This window comes from Ochrobactrum sp. AP1BH01-1, assembly GCF_018066705.1.
Taxonomy (GTDB): Bacteria; Pseudomonadota; Alphaproteobacteria; order Rhizobiales; family Rhizobiaceae; genus Brucella.
The window spans coordinates 320,717-337,624 of sequence record NZ_JAGPOU010000001.1; the positions used below are offsets into that span (position 1 = coordinate 320,717).

Consider the following 16,908-nt stretch of genomic DNA (forward strand, 5'->3'; position numbering starts at 1 on the left):
GACTGACACTTGGAATTGAGGCGGGAATGCCGGTTTTCAGGAACCGTCCGCTTTCAAAAGGGGGCAGCGTTTAGGCGCAGCTCATAACACCAGGAGGGCCGGATCACCGGCTTAAAGAGATGGAACTCGATATTGTCTCCCTGTCGCGATTGCAGTTTGCAATCACGGCACTTTATCACTTCCTCTTCGTACCTCTGACCTTGGGTCTTTCCGTGCTGCTCGCCATCATGGAAACCGTTTACGTTATGACGGGGCGACTCATCTGGCGGCAGATGACGAAATTTTGGGGTACGCTGTTCGGCATCAATTTTGTCATGGGCGTCGCAACGGGCATCGTGATGGAATTCCAGTTCGGCATGAACTGGAGCTATTACAGCCATTATGTGGGCGACATCTTTGGCGCACCGCTCGCTATCGAAGGGCTTATGGCTTTCTTCCTCGAAGCGACTTTCGTGGGCCTGTTCTTCTTCGGGTGGGATCGCCTGTCGAAAGTCGGGCATCTCATGGCAACCTATGCGGTGGCGGCAGGCTCCAATTTCTCGGCGCTGTGGATTCTCATCGCCAATGGCTGGATGCAGAATCCGGTCGGATCGGCGTTCAATCCCGAAACCATGCGTATGGAGATCACCGATTTCTTCGCCGTGCTGATGAACCCGGTCGCGCAGGCAAAGTTCGTGCACACGGTTTCCGCCGGTTATGTCACGGCATCCATTTTCGTTCTTGGTGTTTCCGCCTGGTATCTGCTCAAAGGACGTTCTGTAGAACTTGCCAAGCGTTCCATGACTATCGCGGCGTCCTTCGGTCTGGCCGCTTCGCTTTCGGTTGTCGTTCTCGGCGACGAAAGCGGCTATCTGGCCAATGAACACCAGAAGATGAAGATCGCGGCCATTGAAGCCATGTGGGAAACGGAACCGGCACCGGCCTCGTTCACCGTATTCGGCTTCCCGAACCAGGAAGCGCGCGAAACCCATTTCGCGGTGCATATTCCGTGGGTCATGGGGCTGATCGGCACGCGCTCTCTCACAACGCCTATCCAGGGCATCAACGATCTTGTCCAGAACGCCGAAAACCATATCAGGAATGGTATCGTCGCCTATGACGCCTTGCAGAAAATCCGTGCGGCTGGCGATACGAATGCCGTTCCGCAGGATGTGAAGGACGTTTTTGCCGATAACAGCCAGTGGATGGGCTATGCGCTTCTGCTGAAACGCTATGTCGATGATCCGCGTCAGGCAACCGACGAGCAGATCACGCAGGCGGCGAACGACACTGTTCCTGGCGTCCTTCCGTTGTTCTGGTCCTTCCGCATCATGGTTGGCATTGGCTTTTTCCTGATCCTGCTGACGGCCACCTTCTTCGTGCTGTCTGCCCGTCGCAAACTCGACCACTATCCCTTCCTGCTGCGGATTGCCGTATTTGCGATACCGCTGCCGTGGATTGCAGCCGAAATGGGCTGGATCGTTGCGGAATTCGGCCGTCAGCCCTGGGTGATCGAAGGCATATTGCCGACGGCAGTAGGCGTCTCCAATCTCGGGGCGTCGACAGTGCTGCTGACCATACTTGGGTTCGTAGCGATCTACACGGTTCTCTTCATCATCGAGATGGGCCTGATGATCCGCGCCATCAAGGCCGGACCTGAACCAGACAGCAAGCCGGAAGCAATTCTCGCACCGGCCAGCATCGCACCTGCGGAGTAAGGACCATGATACTCAGCGACTTGTTGGACTATGAAACCCTGCGCATCATCTGGTGGGTACTGCTCGGTGTATTGCTGATTGCCTTCGCCGCGATGGACGGGTTCGATCTCGGCGTGGACATTCTCATGCCGGTCGTCGGCAAGACCGATATCGAGCGGCGGATCATCATCAACACGATCGGTCCTGTCTGGGAAGGCAATCAGGTCTGGCTCATTCTGGGCGGCGGCGCGATATTCGCCGCCTGGCCGCCGCTCTACGCGGTGTCCTTCTCAGGCTTTTATCTGGCGATGTTTGCCATCCTGTTCGCGCTTATCCTGCGCCCGGTCGGCTTCAAATATCGCTCAAAGCGTGACAGCGAAGCCTGGAGGAATGGCTGGGACTGGGCGTTGTTCATCGGCGGCTTCGTACCGGCTCTCATCTTCGGCGTTGCCGTCGGCAACGTCCTGCAGGGCATTCCGTTCCGCCTGGCTGACGATCTCCAGATATTCTATGAAGGTTCGTTCTTCGGCCTGCTCAATCCGTTCGCGCTGCTTTGCGGCGTGCTTTCAGTGACGATGCTCTCCATGCATGGCGCCTCGTGGCTGGTGCTGAAGACGACCGGAGATATTCAGGCACGCGCCCGGTTCTATGGCAGCATCGCGTCGCTTCTGACGGTCATTCTCTATGTTGTGGCCGGGGTGATCAGCTGGCTCTGGATTTCGGGCTATCGGATTACGAGTGCCGTTATCACGGATGGGCCGTCCAATCCGCTGCGCAAGACCGTTGAACTGGACCACGGCGCATGGTTCGCCAACTATGCGAACTATCCGATCCTGCTGATCGCTCCGGCGCTCGGCATCCTTGGAGCGCTTGCCGTCTTTGTGACACTGCGTAGCCGCCGGGAAATCGCACCGCTGCTGTTTGGAAAGCTGTCGATCTTCGGCATCATTTCATCGGTCGGCGTATCGATGTTTCCGTTCATTCTGCCGTCATCTATCGATCCACGCGCCAGCCTGACGGTATGGGATTCGTCTTCCAGCCATATGACGCTGTTCATCATGCTGGTCGTGACACTCATCTTCCTGCCGCTGATCGTGGTCTACACGTCCTGGGTCTACAAGGTTTTGTGGGGCAAGGTCGAAAAGGACATGATCGAAGACGACAGCAACCACGCCTATTAGAGCGCATCCCGAAAAGTGTGAAACGTTTTCGGAAAAGATGCGCGTTAAAACAAAGAGATAGAGCGCCGATCAGATGCAATCAGATCGAAACGCGCTCTAATCGGGAAGGAAAGCGATATGTGGTATTTTTCCTGGTTATTGGGGCTTCCGCTTGCAGCCGCTTTCGCCGTGCTCAACGCCATGTGGTACGAGCTGATGGATGACCGGGCGCGCAAGCGCTTGTCAGCAGATCCGACTGCGGATCTGGCTCGCGAAGGCAAGAAACACCAGTGATATGCAACAAAACGGCCCGGAAACGGGCCGTTTTCATTGATATTATCGGCTCAAGGTTGGGGGATTGTGAGTTCGGCCACGAAATCATAGGCATCGCCGCGATAGAGCGATTTCGTGAATTCGACCACGCGGCCAGACGGCAGATAGGAAATCCGCTCGATGGACAAGCCTGCGTCTCCCTCCTTGACGCCGAGAATCCGCGCATCAGGGTCCTTTATGTTGCAGGCAGCGATGCGCTGCACAGCGCGAACGGGGCGAAATCCGGTGCGGCTCAGTTCGGCATAGAGCGAACCCTTGACCGCATCCGGGTCGGGCAGGATTTCGCTTGAAAGACTGGCCCTTTCGATGGCCAGCGGCAGATCGCTCGCCATGCGCAGGCGGCCAAGGCGTGCAACGCGGGTTTCCGAGGAAACGCCCAGCTTCATCATTTCCTCAGGCGAGGGATAGTAAAGACCGCGTTCCAGCCATTTGGACTGCGTGGTGATGCCGCGACGCGCCATATCCTCCGTGAAGGAGGTCAGCATGGAAAGCGACTGCTGCACGCGCTCGCTCGGTCGCACGACGAAAGTTCCTGAACCGTGACGGCGCACGAGAAGCCCGGCCTTCACCAGGTCGTCCACGGCCTTGCGCACCGTGACACGGCTGATACTGGCATATTCGGCAATGTCGCGTTCCGGCGGCAGGGCTTCGCCGTCAACCAGCTGTCCGGCGCGGATTGCGGCTTCCAGCGACTGGCGCAGCTGCATGTAAAGCGGCCCTCCGGAAGAGGGGGCGGAACCTTGCAGGTTCTTGGGCAGGAAAGCGCTGAAATTTCCGCTCATTCGCGCGCCTTTCCATTTTGCGGTCCATATCGCTTGAGGGCAAGCTGAAGAGCGCCCGTCAGGGCATCCGCCGCAGGCTTGACGAGAAGTTGCTGCTGATGGGGCGGCAGCCATTCCACATAAAGCGGCGCCATGCCGCCGAGCAGGCTGATGCGTTCCGCACCCTGGTTGATCAGCATGTCGAGCGTTTCGCTGATATAACCGGCGGAACGCTCCAGCAGCATCCGCGCCGTTTCATCGCCTTCGCTCGCATACTGGAAAACACGCGGAGCATATTTGCCGAAGTCGCCGGGCTTTGCCGTCCAGGCAAACTCGACCAGATTGTCCGGATTATTGTCGAACTCATCGAGGAGATCGGTCGTCAGACGTGTGCGCCGATGAATGCCGTCATGCACCAGCAGGCTTTCCTGCAGCAGGCTTTGGCCGAGCCGCGCGCCGCTGCCGAGGTCGCCCAAGGGAAAACCCCAGCCGCCGACCGATTGAATGCGGCCGTTCCGGCGTGTGATATAGGCCGTACCAGTGCCAAGAATGGCGACGATCCCATCCTGATCGCCAAGTGCGCCCTGAAGCGCGATCACGCCGTCAAATTCCACATCCGAATGCGCGAAAGGCAGGCCGCGTTCTATCGGAAGGCCCGCGCCCTCGACATTTCCGCCCGCAAGGCCCAGAACCGCGTGACTGGTCGCATAGTGCACCTTGTCCAGCCCGGCATCCTCAAAAGCGTTGTCGATCGCCGCGATCACATTGATCAACGCCGTCTGCGGATCGGTGACGATATTGGCAGAGCCGCTGCGCCCTGAACCCAGAATCGCACCATCGCTACCCGCCACGACAGCGCGGCATCCCGTGCCGCCGCCATCAACGCCAATGAAGAATTCAGTCATGAAGATACCTCCAGCTTGAAGATACCAAAAAAATACCATTAACCAAGCAGTTTTGTCGGCTTGTGAAAAAATTGATTAATTCCTTGAAAGAACTTGAGAAAAAAGACTGCTTTAAATTTTTCTGCGCGAAAGTTGTAAACTTCTCTGGACAATTGGTACGTTTTTGGCATTAATTTCAGCAGAAGGGGAGCGCAATGTCGCTGTGGGCCGCTGAGGGCGAGGTCACGCGGAATTGGGAGGGAGATTACCGGCGGGGGCCGGTGCCTTTCCTGTAACGCGAGGAATGATCGCACCGAACGGTCTGGCGTGCTTTCGCCTCTTTTGCGCATCCGCGCTCAAAAAACGGGAGAAGGTCAAATGGTTCGTAATACGTTGAAACTCATGCTGCTGGGTTCCACGCTTCTGGCGTCGGGATCGGCTGCGCTGGCCGAAGACGTTACGCTGACGGTTGAAAGCTGGCGTAACGACGATCTGCAGATCTGGCAGGAAAAGATCATTCCGGCCTTTGAAGCCAAGAATCCTGGCATCAAGATCAATTTCGCGCCGAGCGCGCCTACCGAATATAATGCGGCCCTCAATGCCAAACTCGACGCGGGCTCGGGCGGGGACCTCATTTCCTGCCGTCCTTTCGACACCTCGCTCGAACTGTTCAACAAGGGCAAGCTTTCGGATCTCACCGATCTGGAAGGCATGAAGAACTTCTCCGATGTCGCCAAGTCCGCCTGGACCACCGACGACGGTTCCAAGACCTTCTGCGTGCCGATGGCTTCGGTCATTCATGGTTTCATCTATAATCAGGAAGCTTTCGACAAGCTGGGTCTCAAGGCTCCGGCCACGGAAGCCGAATTCTTTGAGGTTCTCGAAAAGATCAAGGCAGACGACAACTACATTCCGATGGCCATGGGCACGAAGGATATGTGGGAAGCCGCAACCATGGGCTACCAGAACATCGGACCGACCTACTGGAAGGGTGAAGAAGGCCGCAAGGCTCTGATCGCCGGTACGCAGAAGCTCACCGATGAGCCATGGGTCGAGCCTTTCAGGGTTCTCGCCAAGTGGAAGGACTATCTGGGCGACGGTTTCGAGGCACAGACCTATCCGGACAGCCAGAACCTGTTCACGCTCGGTCGTGCGGCCATCTATCCGGCTGGCTCGTGGGAAATCGGCCTGTTCAACACGCAGGCGCAGTTCAAGATGGGCGCGTTCCCGCCGCCGGTCAAGAATGCAGGCGACACCTGCTACATCTCCGACCACAACGACATCGGCCTCGGCCTCAACGCTTCGAGCAAGCACGCAGAACAGGCAAAGGTGTTCCTGAACTGGGTTGCTTCGCCTGAATTCGCAGAAATCTACGCCAACGCGCTGCCGGGCTTCTTCAGCCTGAACTCGACGGCGGTGAAGATGAGCGATCCGCTGGCGCAGGAATTTGTTTCCTGGCGCGAAAAGTGCAAGCCGACCATTCGCTCGACCTACCAGATTCTGTCGCGTGGCACGCCGAACCTCGAAAACGAAACCTGGGTTCAGTCGGCCAATGTCATCAACGGCACGGTAACGCCGGAAGATGCTGCGAAGAAGCTGCAGGAAGGCCTCGACAGCTGGTACAAGCCTGCGAAGTAAAAACGCTGGGCTTCATGGGCGGCGATCGCGGGGGCGCGCCGCCCATATCTTTTCGTCTGGCGTATCGACATGCCATTTTGCTTTCGGAGCATTCCGTGTCAGTTTTAAAAATGACGCGAGCGTGCGGAGAGGAGGAGCTGCGGCTCTCTCCGGTTCGCACGAACCCTTTCGAACGAGAACGCCAGTCATCGGTTTTACGCATTTCCGACCGCCAAGTTCATGTGCTTGCCGGAAATGCTCTTGAAGAGCGAATGCCTATATGAGCCAATCTGCCGACATGACAGGTATCGTGCACAAACGCCCGAGGCGTTGGCATATACTTGTATTTCTCCTGCCTTGCGTCCTCATCTATACGGCCGTGATGGTGCTGCCGCTGATCGAGACCTTGCGGCAGGCATTCTTCAATGTCGTCGACGGACAGCGCACTTTCGTAGGCTTTGCAAACTTTCAGGCGCTTTTCGGCGATCCGAACTGGTCGCGTGATTTCTGGAATGCGTTGAAAAACAACGTCATTTTCTTTTGCATTCACATGCTCGTTCAAAACCCCATCGGCATTTTGCTGGCGGCAATGCTGTCCCTGCCGAAGCTGCGTTTTTCTGCCTTCTACCGCACCGCGATCTTTCTTCCGACGCTGCTGTCCTTCGTCATCGTTGGCTTTATCTGGAAACTGATCCTGTCGCCGATCTGGGGTGTGGCCCCATGGATGATGGATTTGGTAGGCCTGAAATGGCTGTTCGGCCCGTGGCTCGGCAAGGCCGATACGGCTCTCATCACGGTGTCGCTCGTCTCGGTCTGGCAGTTCGTCGGCATTCCGATGATGCTGATCTACGCGGCCCTTCTCAATATTCCCGATGAAATCATCGAGGCGGCGGAATGTGACGGCATTACCGGCTGGAGCCAGTTCTTCAAGATCAAGCTGCCGCTCATCCTGCCATCCATCGGCCTGATCTCGGTGATGACCTTCGTTGCCAACTTCAATGCGTTCGACCTCATCTATTCGATGCAGGGCGCGCTGGCGGGACCGGACAAATCGACGGATATTCTGGGCACATTCCTTTATCGCACGTTCTTCGGCTTCCAGCTGCAGCTTGGCAATCCGTCAATGGGTGCAACCATCGCCGCCGTGATGTTCCTCATCATTCTGGCCGGCGTGTCGCTCTATCTGTTCGGCATACAGCGCCGCATGCGCCGCTACCAGTTCTGAGGACGAGATCATGTCGAAAGCACGCACATCGCCCATTCGCACCACGCTCGTTCATGCGGCTCTGATCTTCTACATGCTGATCGCCGTATTTCCGGTGGCGCTGACGCTGATCAATTCCTTCAAGGACCGCAATGCGATCTTCCGCACGCCGCTACAGTTTCCAACACCGGAAAGTTTCAGCCTCATCGGTTATGAAACCGTTCTGAAGCAGGGCTCGTTTCTGACCTACTTCCAGAACAGCACCATTGTCACGGTCGTCAGCATTTTCTTTGTGATCCTGTTCGGGGCGATGGCGGCCTTCGCGCTCGCTGAATACCGCTTCAAGGGCAATACGCTGATGGGGCTTTATCTCGCCATCGGCATCATGATCCCGATCCGGCTCGGCACCGTCGCATTGCTGCAGGGCATGGTGGCGGTCGGTCTGGTCAACACGTTGACGGCGCTGATCCTCGTCTATACCGCGCAGGGACTGCCTCTCGCGATCTTCATCCTGTCGGAATTCATGCGAACCGTGTCCGACGATTTGAAAAATGCCGGGCGAATAGATGGCATGTCTGAATATGCGATCTTCTTCAAGCTGGTGCTGCCGCTGATCCGGCCTGCCATGGCAACGGTCGCCGTCTTCACCATGATCCCGATCTGGAATGACCTCTGGTTCCCGCTGATCCTTGCGCCAAGCGAAGCCACCAAGACGGTAACGCTCGGTTCGCAGCTTTTCATCGGTCAGTTCGTCACCAACTGGAATGCCGTCCTGTCGGCCCTTTCGCTGGCGATGTTCCCGATCCTCATCCTCTATGTTCTCTTCTCGCGGCAGTTGATCCGCGGCATTACCGCGGGGGCTGTAAAATGAGTTCTGCAATGCAAAATCCTGTCCGTGTACTTTCTGCCGGTCTCGGCAATATGGGCCGCAGCCATGCGCTGGCCTACCACCGCAATCCCGGCTTCGAGATCGTCGGCCTCGTCAATCGCACCAAGGTCGCGGTTCCGGACGAACTGGCGGGTTATGAAATCCATCCCTCCTTCCACGAAGCATTGAAGGATTTGAAGCCGGATCTCGCCTGCGTCGCCACCTATTCGGAAAGCCATGCGGATTATGCTGTCGCGGCGATGGAGCAGGGCGCGCATGTCTTCGTGGAAAAGCCGCTTGCGACGACGGTCGAAGATGCGCGCCGCGTGATCGACTGCGCGAGGGCCAACGGGCGCAAGCTCGTCATCGGCTATATCCTGCGCCATCATCCGTCGTGGATGCGGCTGATCTCGGAAGCGCGCCAGCTTGGCGGACCTTATGTCTTCCGCATGAACCTGAACCAGCAGTCGAGCGGCGCGACCTGGGAAACCCACAAGAACCTGATGAACACCACATCGCCAATCGTCGATTGCGGCGTGCATTATGTGGATGTCATGTGCCAGATTACCGATGCTAAGCCTGTCGAAGTGCGCGGCATGGGCCTGCGTCTTTCCGACGAGATCAAGCCGGACATGTATAATTACGGCCATCTGCAAGTGCTGTTCGATGACGGCACGGTGGGCTGGTATGAGGCGGGCTGGGGTCCGATGATGTCAGAGACCGCCTTCTTCGTGAAAGATGTGATTTCACCCAATGGCTGCGTGTCGATCGTCATGAACGAGGCCGTGACCAAATCTGACGATGTGGACGCGCATACGAAAACCTCGACCATTCGCGTTCATCGCGCCGAGCGAGGGACTGACGGCAAGTTTCTGAAGCCTGACACTGATCTGTCCATGGCCGACGAACCGGGGCATCAGGAACTTTGCGAACGCGAACAGGCCTACATGCTGAAGGCCATCCGCGAGGATATCGATCTCAACCGCCATATGGATGACGCGCTGCAATCGCTGCGCATTTGCCTTGCAGCGGATGAAAGCGTGCGCACCGGCAAGCCGGTAAAGCTATAAGGGAATTTGATACGTGGGATCGCTGCTACTCAAATCGGTACACAAGCGCTACGGTGCGCAGGAAGTCCTGAAAGACATCAATCTGGAAGTGCAGGATGGGGAGTTCATCATCTTCGTCGGACCTTCCGGCTGCGGCAAGTCAACGCTGCTGCGTTCCATTGCCGGCCTGGAAGACGTTTCCTCCGGTCAGGTGCTCATCAATGGTGAGGACGTAACCGTCACGCCGCCCTCCAAGCGCGGCATTGCGATGGTGTTCCAGTCCTATGCGCTTTACCCGCATTTGTCGGTCAAGGACAATATGGGGCTTGGACTCAAGCAGGCAGGCGCGCCCAAGGCTGAAATCGAAACGCGCGTGTCCAAGGCCTCCGCGATGCTGTCGCTCGATCCTTATCTGGCCCGGCGTCCGGCCGAAATGTCGGGTGGCCAGCGCCAGCGCGTTGCAATTGGCCGCGCACTTGTGCGCGAACCGGAGCTGTTCCTGTTCGATGAACCGCTATCGAATCTCGATGCAGCACTTCGCGTCCAGACGCGGCTCGAGATTGCCAAGCTGCACCGCGAACTCAAGGCGACGATGATCTATGTCACGCACGATCAGGTCGAGGCCATGACGCTGGCCGACCGCATCGTCGTTCTCAATGCCGGCCGGATCGAGCAGGTCGGCTCGCCGATGGAGCTCTATAACAAGCCGGACAATCTCTTTGTCGCGGGCTTTATCGGTTCGCCACAGATGAATTTCGTTGACGGCACCCGCATCGGCGACGCCGGGGCGAAGACGGTCGGTATCCGGCCTGAGCATATTTCCGTCAGCCGCGACAGCGGCAGATGGAAAGGCAAGGTCATCCATGCCGAACATCTTGGCGCCGACACGATCCTTTACGTCGAAACAGAAGCAGCGGGTCTGATCACAGTGCGGCTCTTCGGCGAGCATCACTACAATGAAGACGACGTGATCTTCATCACACCCGATGACGGCAAGGTGCATCGGTTCGATGCGAACGGCAAGGCGATCCGCTAGACCCAAATGTCGTAGTTTCTATTGAAGCCGTACCCTCGCGGGTGCGGCTTTTCTTTTGGAGAATCGGCGTCGTCCGGTGGCTGCAATTCGTGCCGGGCCTATATGGACAAAACGCCTCACGCGGTATCGTCAGTGATGGCGGGATGGCTCGAACGAGCCGGAATAGTACCAATTGGTACTGACGTTATCGTCAATCAAAAGCAATAATGTTGCGGTATCGGGATGCTAAACATTCGAGTTGAAATCCCTTTTAAATCGTGGAACTAAGCTTGTTTCGTCCAATGGAGCTCGCCCCTGGTCAGGGTAGGAGCGAACCCGTTTCACGAAAGAGTGCCAAGGGGCACGAAAAATAATCTTGCTTTATTTTTGAACCCGTTCCACCCTGAATGCGGATGGTGCCGAAGGAGGAAATCGGCGCCATGTCGCATGGGAGGAGCAAGATCGGCGGCGTGATATTGACGCGCCGAAAGCGGGTCCGGGGATCCGGAACCAGTTTGAAATTCCCCCCTTCGACATTCTGTAAATTCGCGAGGCCAGTGGCGAGGCCAGTTTCGAGGGTTCCCCGCATGAGCGATGATGTCGTACTATCCCTGCATGTTCCCGAGCCGGAATGGCGTCCGGGTGACGCGCCGGATTTCTCCCATGTCAAAATCCCGCGTGCGGGCAGTGTCCGGCGACCGGAAATCGACGAAAAGCCGGAAGCAATGCGCGATCTGGCGTTCAGCATCATTCGCGTACTCAATCGTGATGGCGAGGCGGTTGGTCCGTGGGCGGGGACGCTCACCGACGACGAACTGAAAGAAGGCCTTCGCCACATGATGATCCTGCGCGCCTACGATGCGCGCATGATGATGGCTCAGCGTCAGGGCAAAACCTCGTTCTATATGCAGCATCTGGGCGAAGAGGCGGTGAGTTGCGCTTTCCGCAAGGCTCTGCGCAAGGGCGACATGAATTTCCCGACCTATCGTCAGGCCGGACTGCTCATTGCCGACGATTATCCGCTCGTCACCATGATGAACCAGATTTTCTCCAACGAGCACGACCCGCTGAAAGGGCGTCAGCTCCCGGTGATGTATTCCTCGAAGGAGCACGGCTTCTTCACCATTTCCGGCAATCTTGCCACGCAATATACGCAGGCCGTCGGCTGGGCCATGGCATCCGCCATCAGCCACGACACGAAGATTGCCGCCGCATGGATCGGCGATGGTTCGACTGCCGAAAGCGATTTCCACGCGGCACTGGTCTTTGCTTCGACCTACAAGGCTCCGGTGGTGATGAATATCGTCAACAACCAGTGGGCGATTTCGACCTTTCAGGGCATTGCACGCGGCGGGTCCGGCACTTTCGCCGCACGCGGCCACGGTTTCGGCATTCCGGCGCTCCGTGTCGACGGCAACGACTATCTGGCCGTCCATGCGGTTGCAAAATGGGCGGTGGAACGCGCCCGGCGCAATCTCGGGCCAACCATTATTGAATATGTGACCTACCGTGCTGGCGGACACTCGACCTCGGATGATCCATCCGCCTATCGCCCCAAGGCCGAAAGCGACGCCTGGCCGCTTGGCGACCCGATCCTGCGGCTGAAAAACCATCTTATCAGGCGCGGCGTCTGGTCGGACGAGCGTCACAAGCAGGCCGAAGCCGAGGTGATGGATCTGGTGGTGGCAGCACAGCGCGAGGCGGAAGCCATTGGTACGCTGCACGACGGCCGCAAGCCATCCATGCGCGACATGTTCGAGGATGTCTATGCTGAAACGCCACCGCATCTTATCCGCCAGCGTCAGGAAGCGGGGTTTTAATCCATGACGAAAATGACCATGATCGAGGCGATCCAGAACGCCCACGATATCGCCATGGAACGCGATAAAAACGTCGTCGTGTTCGGAGAAGATGTGGGTTATTTCGGCGGTGTTTTCCGCTGCACGGCTGGCCTCCAGAAGAAATACGGCAAGGAACGCTGCTTTGACGCGCCGATCAGCGAACTCGGCATCGTCGGCACCGCCATCGGCATGGCCGCTTACGGCCTTCGCCCCTGTATCGAAGTGCAGTTTGCGGACTATGTTTACCCGGCCTATGACCAGATCGTTTCGGAAGCGGCGCGCCTGCGCTATCGCTCGGCGGGCGAGTTCACCTGTCCCATCGTCATCCGCATGCCGTCCGGCGGCGGCATTTATGGTGGGCAGACGCACAGCCAGAGCCCGGAAGCGTTGTTTACCCACGTATCGGGCCTCAAGACCGTCATGCCATCCACGCCCGCCGATGCAAAGGGCCTGCTGCTGGCGGCGATCGAAGACCCCGACCCGGTTATCATGTTCGAGCCGAAGCGCCTTTATAACGGGCCTTTCGACGGGCATCATGACCGCCCGGTGACGTCCTGGAAAAAACACGATCTCGGTGATGTGCCGGAAGGCTACTACACCGTGCCGCTCGGCAAGGCCGCTATCCGCCGTGAAGGGAGCGACGTGACGGTGCTCGCCTATGGCACGATGGTTCATGTGGCGCTCGCCGCCGCCGAGGAAACCGGCGTTGACGCGGAGGTAATCGATCTTCGCACACTTCTGCCGCTCGACACCGAAACCATCATGGCGTCGGTCAAGAAGACAGGGCGTTGCGTGATCGTGCACGAGGCGACACTGACCTGCGGCTACGGCGCGGAACTTGCCGCACTCGTGCAGCGCGATTGCTTCTACCATCTGGAAGCGCCGATCATCCGTGTCACCGGCTGGGATACGCCTTACCCGCATGCGCAGGAATGGGCTTATTTCCCCGGTCCGGACCGCGTGGGCCGAGCGCTTACATCGATCATGGAAGCCTGAGGGGAGGGAAACATGGCACATTTTACGATCAAGCTCCCCGATGTTGGTGAAGGCGTTGCCGAGGCCGAACTTGTCGAATGGCATGTGAAGGTTGGCGATATCGTGCGCGAGGACGATCTTCTCGCAGCCGTCATGACCGACAAGGCAACGGTGGAAATTCCCTCATCACGCGGCGGCAAGGTTATCGCTATCAATGGCGAGGTAGGCGAGAAGATCGCGGTCGGGTCCGAACTGGTCCGACTGGAGATCGAGGGTACGGCGACGGAAGAAAAGACTGAGGAAAAACCGGTTCCGACTGAGGCTGAAACAGCCAAACCGCAACCGGCACCAGTCACGGAAGCACCTGTTCTGTTGCAGACGCCGGTTCCTCCGAAACCCGCAGCACCTAAGCGCGAAGCCGCAAGCCGCCCATTCTCCGGCGCTGGCCCGGTTCGTCAGGAAGGTGAAAAGCCGCTTGCGACGCCTTCCGTCCGGCTGCGCGCCCGTGATGCGGGCGTCGATCTGCGCCGGGTTCGCGGCACCGGTCCGGCGGGACGCATCACGCATGATGATCTCGACCTTTATTTCCAGCAGGAAACCGGCACTCCGCCCGCTTTATCCGGCTATGCGACCGACACCTCGGTCAACGAGATCAAGGTCATCGGTCTTCGCCGCAAGATTGCCGAACGCATGGCGGAGGCCAAGCGCCACATTCCGCATATCACCATCGTTGAAGAGGTTGATGTTACGCAGTTGGAAGAACTGCGCAGCGGCCTCAATAACGAAAAGAAGGAAGGGCGTCCGCGCCTCACGCTTCTGCCATTCATCATCCGGGCAATCGTGAAAGCGGTAAAGGAGCAGCCGGGCCTCAACGCGCATTTCGATGACGAAGCCGACATCATCCGGCAGTTCGGCGGCGTGCATGTCGGCATTGCCACGCAGACGCCGAACGGCCTGATCGTGCCGGTGGTGCGCCACGCGGAAAGCATGAGCGTGTTTGCGGCAGCTTCCGAATTGTCGCGCGTTACCGATGCGGCGCGCAATGGCACCGCCAAGCGGGAGGAACTGACCGGCTCCACCATCACCATCACGTCGCTCGGTCCTCTAGGTGCAATAGCCACGACGCCGATCATCAATCGTCCGGAAGTCGCGATTGTGGGCATCAACAAGATGGCCGTGCGTCCAATGTGGGACGGGGTGCAGTTCGTGCCGCGCAAGATGATGAACCTGTCATGCAGTTTCGACCACCGCGTGATCGATGGCTGGGATGCGGCGGTTTTCGTGCAGAAGCTGAAAAGCCTTCTGGAAACGCCTGCGATGATTTTTGTAGAAGGCTGATCGAATGAGCGAGATTTCCTGCAAACTCCTGATCATCGGCGGCGGCCCCGGCGGTTATGTCTGCGGCATCCGGGCAGGCCAGCTTGGGATCGATACGGTGCTGGTGGAGAAGACGCGGCTTGGCGGTACATGCCTCAATGTGGGCTGCATCCCGTCCAAGGCGCTGATCCACGCAGCCGATGAGTTCCACCGCCTTTCCGTCTTCGCCTCCAAGGGCGCGCTCGGTATTTCTGCCGAGAATCCGGCAATCGATTTTGCCAAAACGCTCGAATGGAAAGACGGCATCGTCAACCGCCTCAACAGCGGCGTGGCGGGACTGCTGAAACGGTCGCGTGTGCGCATGTTCCATGGACAGGCGCGTTTTCTCGACGGGAAGACCGTTCTCGTTGAAACCGACACTGGCCGCCAGACAATCCACGCCGAAAACATCGTGATCGCGACCGGCTCGGTGCCGGTTGAGATTCAGGCGCTTCCATTCGGCGGAAAGGTCATTTCATCCACCGAAGCGCTGTCGCTGGAAAAGGTGCCGGAAAAGCTCGCCATTGTCGGCGGCGGCTATATCGGCCTTGAGATCGGCACGGCCTTTGCCAAGCTTGGCGCGAAGGTCACCGTGGTCGAGGCGACAGACCGTATCCTGCCGCAATACGATGCGGAACTCACGCGTCCGGTCATGGCGCGCCTGAAGGCGCTCGGCATCGAAGTCCTGACCAGCACTTCGGCCAAGGGATTGTCGAAGGACGAGAGCGGACTGGAAGTTCTGACTGCGGATGGAGCCACAAAAACCATCGAGGCTGACAAGATACTCGTTACCGTGGGCCGCAAGCCGCAGACTGATGGCTGGGGCCTCAGCGAAATCCGGCTGGATATGGATGGTCGCTTTATCCGTATTGATGAGCGTTGCCGCACCTCCATGCGCGGCGTTTATGCCATTGGCGACGTGACCGGTGAGCCAATGCTCGCGCATCGCGCCATGGCGCAGGGCGAGATGGTGGCCGAGATCATCGCGGGCGGCAATCAGGTCTGGGACAAGCGCTGCATTCCTGCCGTCTGCTTCACCGACCCGGAAATCGTGACTGTCGGCCTGTCGCCGGATGAGGCCCGCAAGGCCGGTCGCGAAATTCAGGTTGGCGTCTTTCCGTTCCAGGCCAATGGCCGGGCCATGACCGTCGAGCGAGAAGACGGCATGATCCGCGTCGTCGCACGTGCAGATAACCGCCTCATCCTTGGCATCCAGGCTGTCGGCGTCGGCATATCCGAACTTTCATCCTCCTTCGCGCAAGCCGTGGAGATGGGCGCGCGACTGGAAGATATAGCGGCTACGATCCACGCGCATCCGACATTGAGCGAGGGTTTTGCCGAGGCCAGCATGAAGGCGCTCGGTCACGCCTTACATGTTTGATGATTTACGCTCGTGCCGCCAGAGAAAAATGGCGGCACCGGCAACCATGGCGGCAAGCGCGAACCAGGTGATTGCATAGGAAAGATGGCTGTTGCGGAATTTCACGACCGTCAGCCCGCCGATGGGAAGCGCTCCCGAACCGGAATTTGCGTCGGCATCGATGAAATAGGGCGCGACCTGACCCAGATTGAGCTTCTGCGCAAAGGCTGCAACATCGCGCGAGTTCCAGTCGTTACGCGCCGGATCGTTGGGGCGCAGGAAAAACCCGTCCGGTTCCGGCATACGCAACAGTCCGGTTACGGCGGTCTCTCCGGCAATCTGCGTTTCCTGCCGTGCTGACGGATCACGCCTGTCGCTCGGAACGAAGCCGCGATTGATGAAAGTCAGCGCGCCGTCAGCCGAGCGCATTGGCGTCAGAACCCAATAACCCGCACCGCGTTCGGTCAATGCATGGACCAGCACTTCCTTGTCATTCAGATAAGTGCCTGTAAGCGTTACATGACGGTACTCGTCATCCTTCTGGTTGACGTTGGCCCAGTCATCTTTTCCGGGCGCTGCGACCGGTTCGGCATGCACTCGCGCATCGACCCTTTCAATAAGATCGAGCTTCCATTGCAGGCGCTCCACCTGCCAGATGCCGAGCCCCATGAATATAACGAAGAAAACCGCGCCCAGCACCGAAATCAGGCCGAGGAAGAAACGCGAGGAAGTCTTCTGGACGGGGTTTTCGTTTTGGGGGGAGGGCATCATCCTGTCCTTCGATCACGGCAGCCACAGAGCCTGAGGGA

15 protein-coding genes are annotated in these 16,908 nt (G+C 58.2%); 12 read left to right on the plus strand and 3 right to left on the minus strand.

What is annotated here, in order from left to right:
- Positions 1-119: 119 nt before the first annotated feature.
- The 3 genes from J9800_RS01440 to cydX all read left to right on the plus strand — a co-directional run bounded on the left by J9800_RS01440 (position 120) and on the right by cydX (position 3,130).
- Positions 120-1,697, plus strand: coding sequence for a cytochrome ubiquinol oxidase subunit I (locus J9800_RS01440; protein ID WP_112589129.1), 1,578 nt, complete (start codon positions 120-122; stop codon positions 1,695-1,697).
- Between the two features lie 5 nt (positions 1,698-1,702).
- Positions 1,703-2,857 carry a cytochrome d ubiquinol oxidase subunit II gene (cydB, locus tag J9800_RS01445; RefSeq protein ID WP_114214984.1) on the plus strand — a complete coding sequence of 385 codons (1,155 nt, stop codon included), beginning with the start codon at positions 1,703-1,705 and terminating at the stop codon, positions 2,855-2,857.
- A 117-nt stretch (positions 2,858-2,974) separates the two neighbouring features.
- Positions 2,975-3,130 carry a cytochrome bd-I oxidase subunit CydX gene (gene cydX, locus J9800_RS01450; RefSeq protein ID WP_114214983.1) on the plus strand — a complete coding sequence of 52 codons (156 nt, stop codon included), beginning with the start codon at positions 2,975-2,977 and terminating at the stop codon, positions 3,128-3,130.
- 50 nt (positions 3,131-3,180) lie between these two features.
- Here cydX and J9800_RS01455 read toward each other — a convergent pair whose 3' ends face one another.
- Both J9800_RS01455 and J9800_RS01460 read right to left on the minus strand, forming a co-directional pair.
- Positions 3,181-3,951, minus strand: a complete 771-nt coding sequence (locus J9800_RS01455) for a GntR family transcriptional regulator (protein ID WP_112589132.1) — start codon at positions 3,949-3,951, stop codon at positions 3,181-3,183.
- Entirely contained in the window at positions 3,948-4,835 is an 888-nt protein-coding gene (locus J9800_RS01460) for a glucosamine kinase nucleotide-binding domain-containing protein (protein ID WP_114214982.1), read from the minus strand. The genes J9800_RS01455 and J9800_RS01460 overlap by 4 nt, the downstream gene beginning before the upstream one ends.
- Before the next feature lie 357 nt (positions 4,836-5,192).
- Here J9800_RS01460 and J9800_RS01465 point away from each other — a divergent pair, with 357 nt between their 5' ends.
- The 9 genes from J9800_RS01465 (at position 5,193) to lpdA (ending at position 16,120) form a co-directional block, all read left to right on the plus strand.
- Positions 5,193-6,452, plus strand: coding sequence for an ABC transporter substrate-binding protein (locus J9800_RS01465; RefSeq protein ID WP_114214981.1), 1,260 nt, complete (start codon positions 5,193-5,195; stop codon positions 6,450-6,452).
- A 259-nt stretch (positions 6,453-6,711) separates the two neighbouring features.
- Positions 6,712-7,656, plus strand: coding sequence for a carbohydrate ABC transporter permease (locus J9800_RS01470; RefSeq protein WP_112589137.1), 945 nt, complete (start codon positions 6,712-6,714; stop codon positions 7,654-7,656).
- Positions 7,657-7,666: 10 nt separating this feature from the next.
- The gene (locus tag J9800_RS01475; RefSeq protein WP_112589139.1) at positions 7,667-8,506 is read left to right on the plus strand and encodes a carbohydrate ABC transporter permease; all 840 of its coding nucleotides are present in this window, start codon (positions 7,667-7,669) and stop codon (positions 8,504-8,506) included.
- Positions 8,503-9,573: a Gfo/Idh/MocA family protein gene (locus tag J9800_RS01480; RefSeq protein WP_114214980.1), complete on the plus strand. Its 1,071-nt coding sequence runs from the start codon at positions 8,503-8,505 to the stop codon at positions 9,571-9,573. The genes J9800_RS01475 and J9800_RS01480 overlap by 4 nt, the downstream gene beginning before the upstream one ends.
- Before the next feature lie 13 nt (positions 9,574-9,586).
- A complete protein-coding gene (locus tag J9800_RS01485; protein ID WP_112589143.1) occupies positions 9,587-10,588 on the plus strand; it encodes an ABC transporter ATP-binding protein in 1,002 nt (333 codons plus the stop codon).
- 566 nt (positions 10,589-11,154) lie between these two features.
- Positions 11,155-12,387, plus strand: coding sequence for a 3-methyl-2-oxobutanoate dehydrogenase (2-methylpropanoyl-transferring) subunit alpha (locus J9800_RS01490; protein WP_112589147.1), 1,233 nt, complete (start codon positions 11,155-11,157; stop codon positions 12,385-12,387).
- A 3-nt stretch (positions 12,388-12,390) separates the two neighbouring features.
- A complete protein-coding gene (locus J9800_RS01495) occupies positions 12,391-13,404 on the plus strand; it encodes an alpha-ketoacid dehydrogenase subunit beta (RefSeq protein WP_114214979.1) in 1,014 nt (337 codons plus the stop codon).
- A 12-nt stretch (positions 13,405-13,416) separates the two neighbouring features.
- A complete protein-coding gene (locus J9800_RS01500; RefSeq protein WP_114214978.1) occupies positions 13,417-14,721 on the plus strand; it encodes a dihydrolipoamide acetyltransferase family protein in 1,305 nt (434 codons plus the stop codon).
- A 4-nt stretch (positions 14,722-14,725) separates the two neighbouring features.
- Positions 14,726-16,120 (plus strand): dihydrolipoyl dehydrogenase, encoded by a 1,395-nt coding sequence (gene lpdA, locus J9800_RS01505; RefSeq protein ID WP_114214977.1) that lies wholly within the window; start codon positions 14,726-14,728, stop codon positions 16,118-16,120.
- Here the strand turns inward: lpdA and J9800_RS01510 are convergent.
- The gene (locus tag J9800_RS01510; protein WP_502696704.1) at positions 16,109-16,867 is read right to left on the minus strand and encodes an SURF1 family protein; all 759 of its coding nucleotides are present in this window, start codon (positions 16,865-16,867) and stop codon (positions 16,109-16,111) included. The genes lpdA and J9800_RS01510 overlap by 12 nt on opposite strands.
- Positions 16,868-16,908 lie beyond the last annotated feature (41 nt).

Bases quoted from the DNA above. Each gene is read 5' to 3' on its own strand.
- J9800_RS01465 (WP_114214981.1), top strand. From the start codon at position 5,193: ATGGTTCGTAATACGTTGAAACTCATGCTGCTGGGTTCCACGCTTCTG.
- J9800_RS01455 (WP_112589132.1), bottom strand. From the start codon at position 3,951: ATGAGCGGAAATTTCAGCGCTTTCCTGCCCAAGAACCTGCAAGGTTCC.
- cydX (WP_114214983.1), top strand. From the start codon at position 2,975: ATGTGGTATTTTTCCTGGTTATTGGGGCTTCCGCTTGCAGCCGCTTTC.
- lpdA (WP_114214977.1), top strand. From the start codon at position 14,726: ATGAGCGAGATTTCCTGCAAACTCCTGATCATCGGCGGCGGCCCCGGC.
- cydB (WP_114214984.1), top strand. From the start codon at position 1,703: ATGATACTCAGCGACTTGTTGGACTATGAAACCCTGCGCATCATCTGG.
- J9800_RS01480 (WP_114214980.1), top strand. From the start codon at position 8,503: ATGAGTTCTGCAATGCAAAATCCTGTCCGTGTACTTTCTGCCGGTCTC.
- J9800_RS01495 (WP_114214979.1), top strand. From the start codon at position 12,391: ATGACGAAAATGACCATGATCGAGGCGATCCAGAACGCCCACGATATC.
- J9800_RS01490 (WP_112589147.1), top strand. From the start codon at position 11,155: ATGAGCGATGATGTCGTACTATCCCTGCATGTTCCCGAGCCGGAATGG.
- J9800_RS01470 (WP_112589137.1), top strand. From the start codon at position 6,712: ATGAGCCAATCTGCCGACATGACAGGTATCGTGCACAAACGCCCGAGG.
- J9800_RS01440 (WP_112589129.1), top strand. From the start codon at position 120: ATGGAACTCGATATTGTCTCCCTGTCGCGATTGCAGTTTGCAATCACG.
- J9800_RS01500 (WP_114214978.1), top strand. From the start codon at position 13,417: ATGGCACATTTTACGATCAAGCTCCCCGATGTTGGTGAAGGCGTTGCC.
- J9800_RS01475 (WP_112589139.1), top strand. From the start codon at position 7,667: ATGTCGAAAGCACGCACATCGCCCATTCGCACCACGCTCGTTCATGCG.
- J9800_RS01460 (WP_114214982.1), bottom strand. From the start codon at position 4,835: ATGACTGAATTCTTCATTGGCGTTGATGGCGGCGGCACGGGATGCCGC.
- J9800_RS01510 (WP_502696704.1), bottom strand. From the start codon at position 16,867: ATGCCCTCCCCCCAAAACGAAAACCCCGTCCAGAAGACTTCCTCGCGT.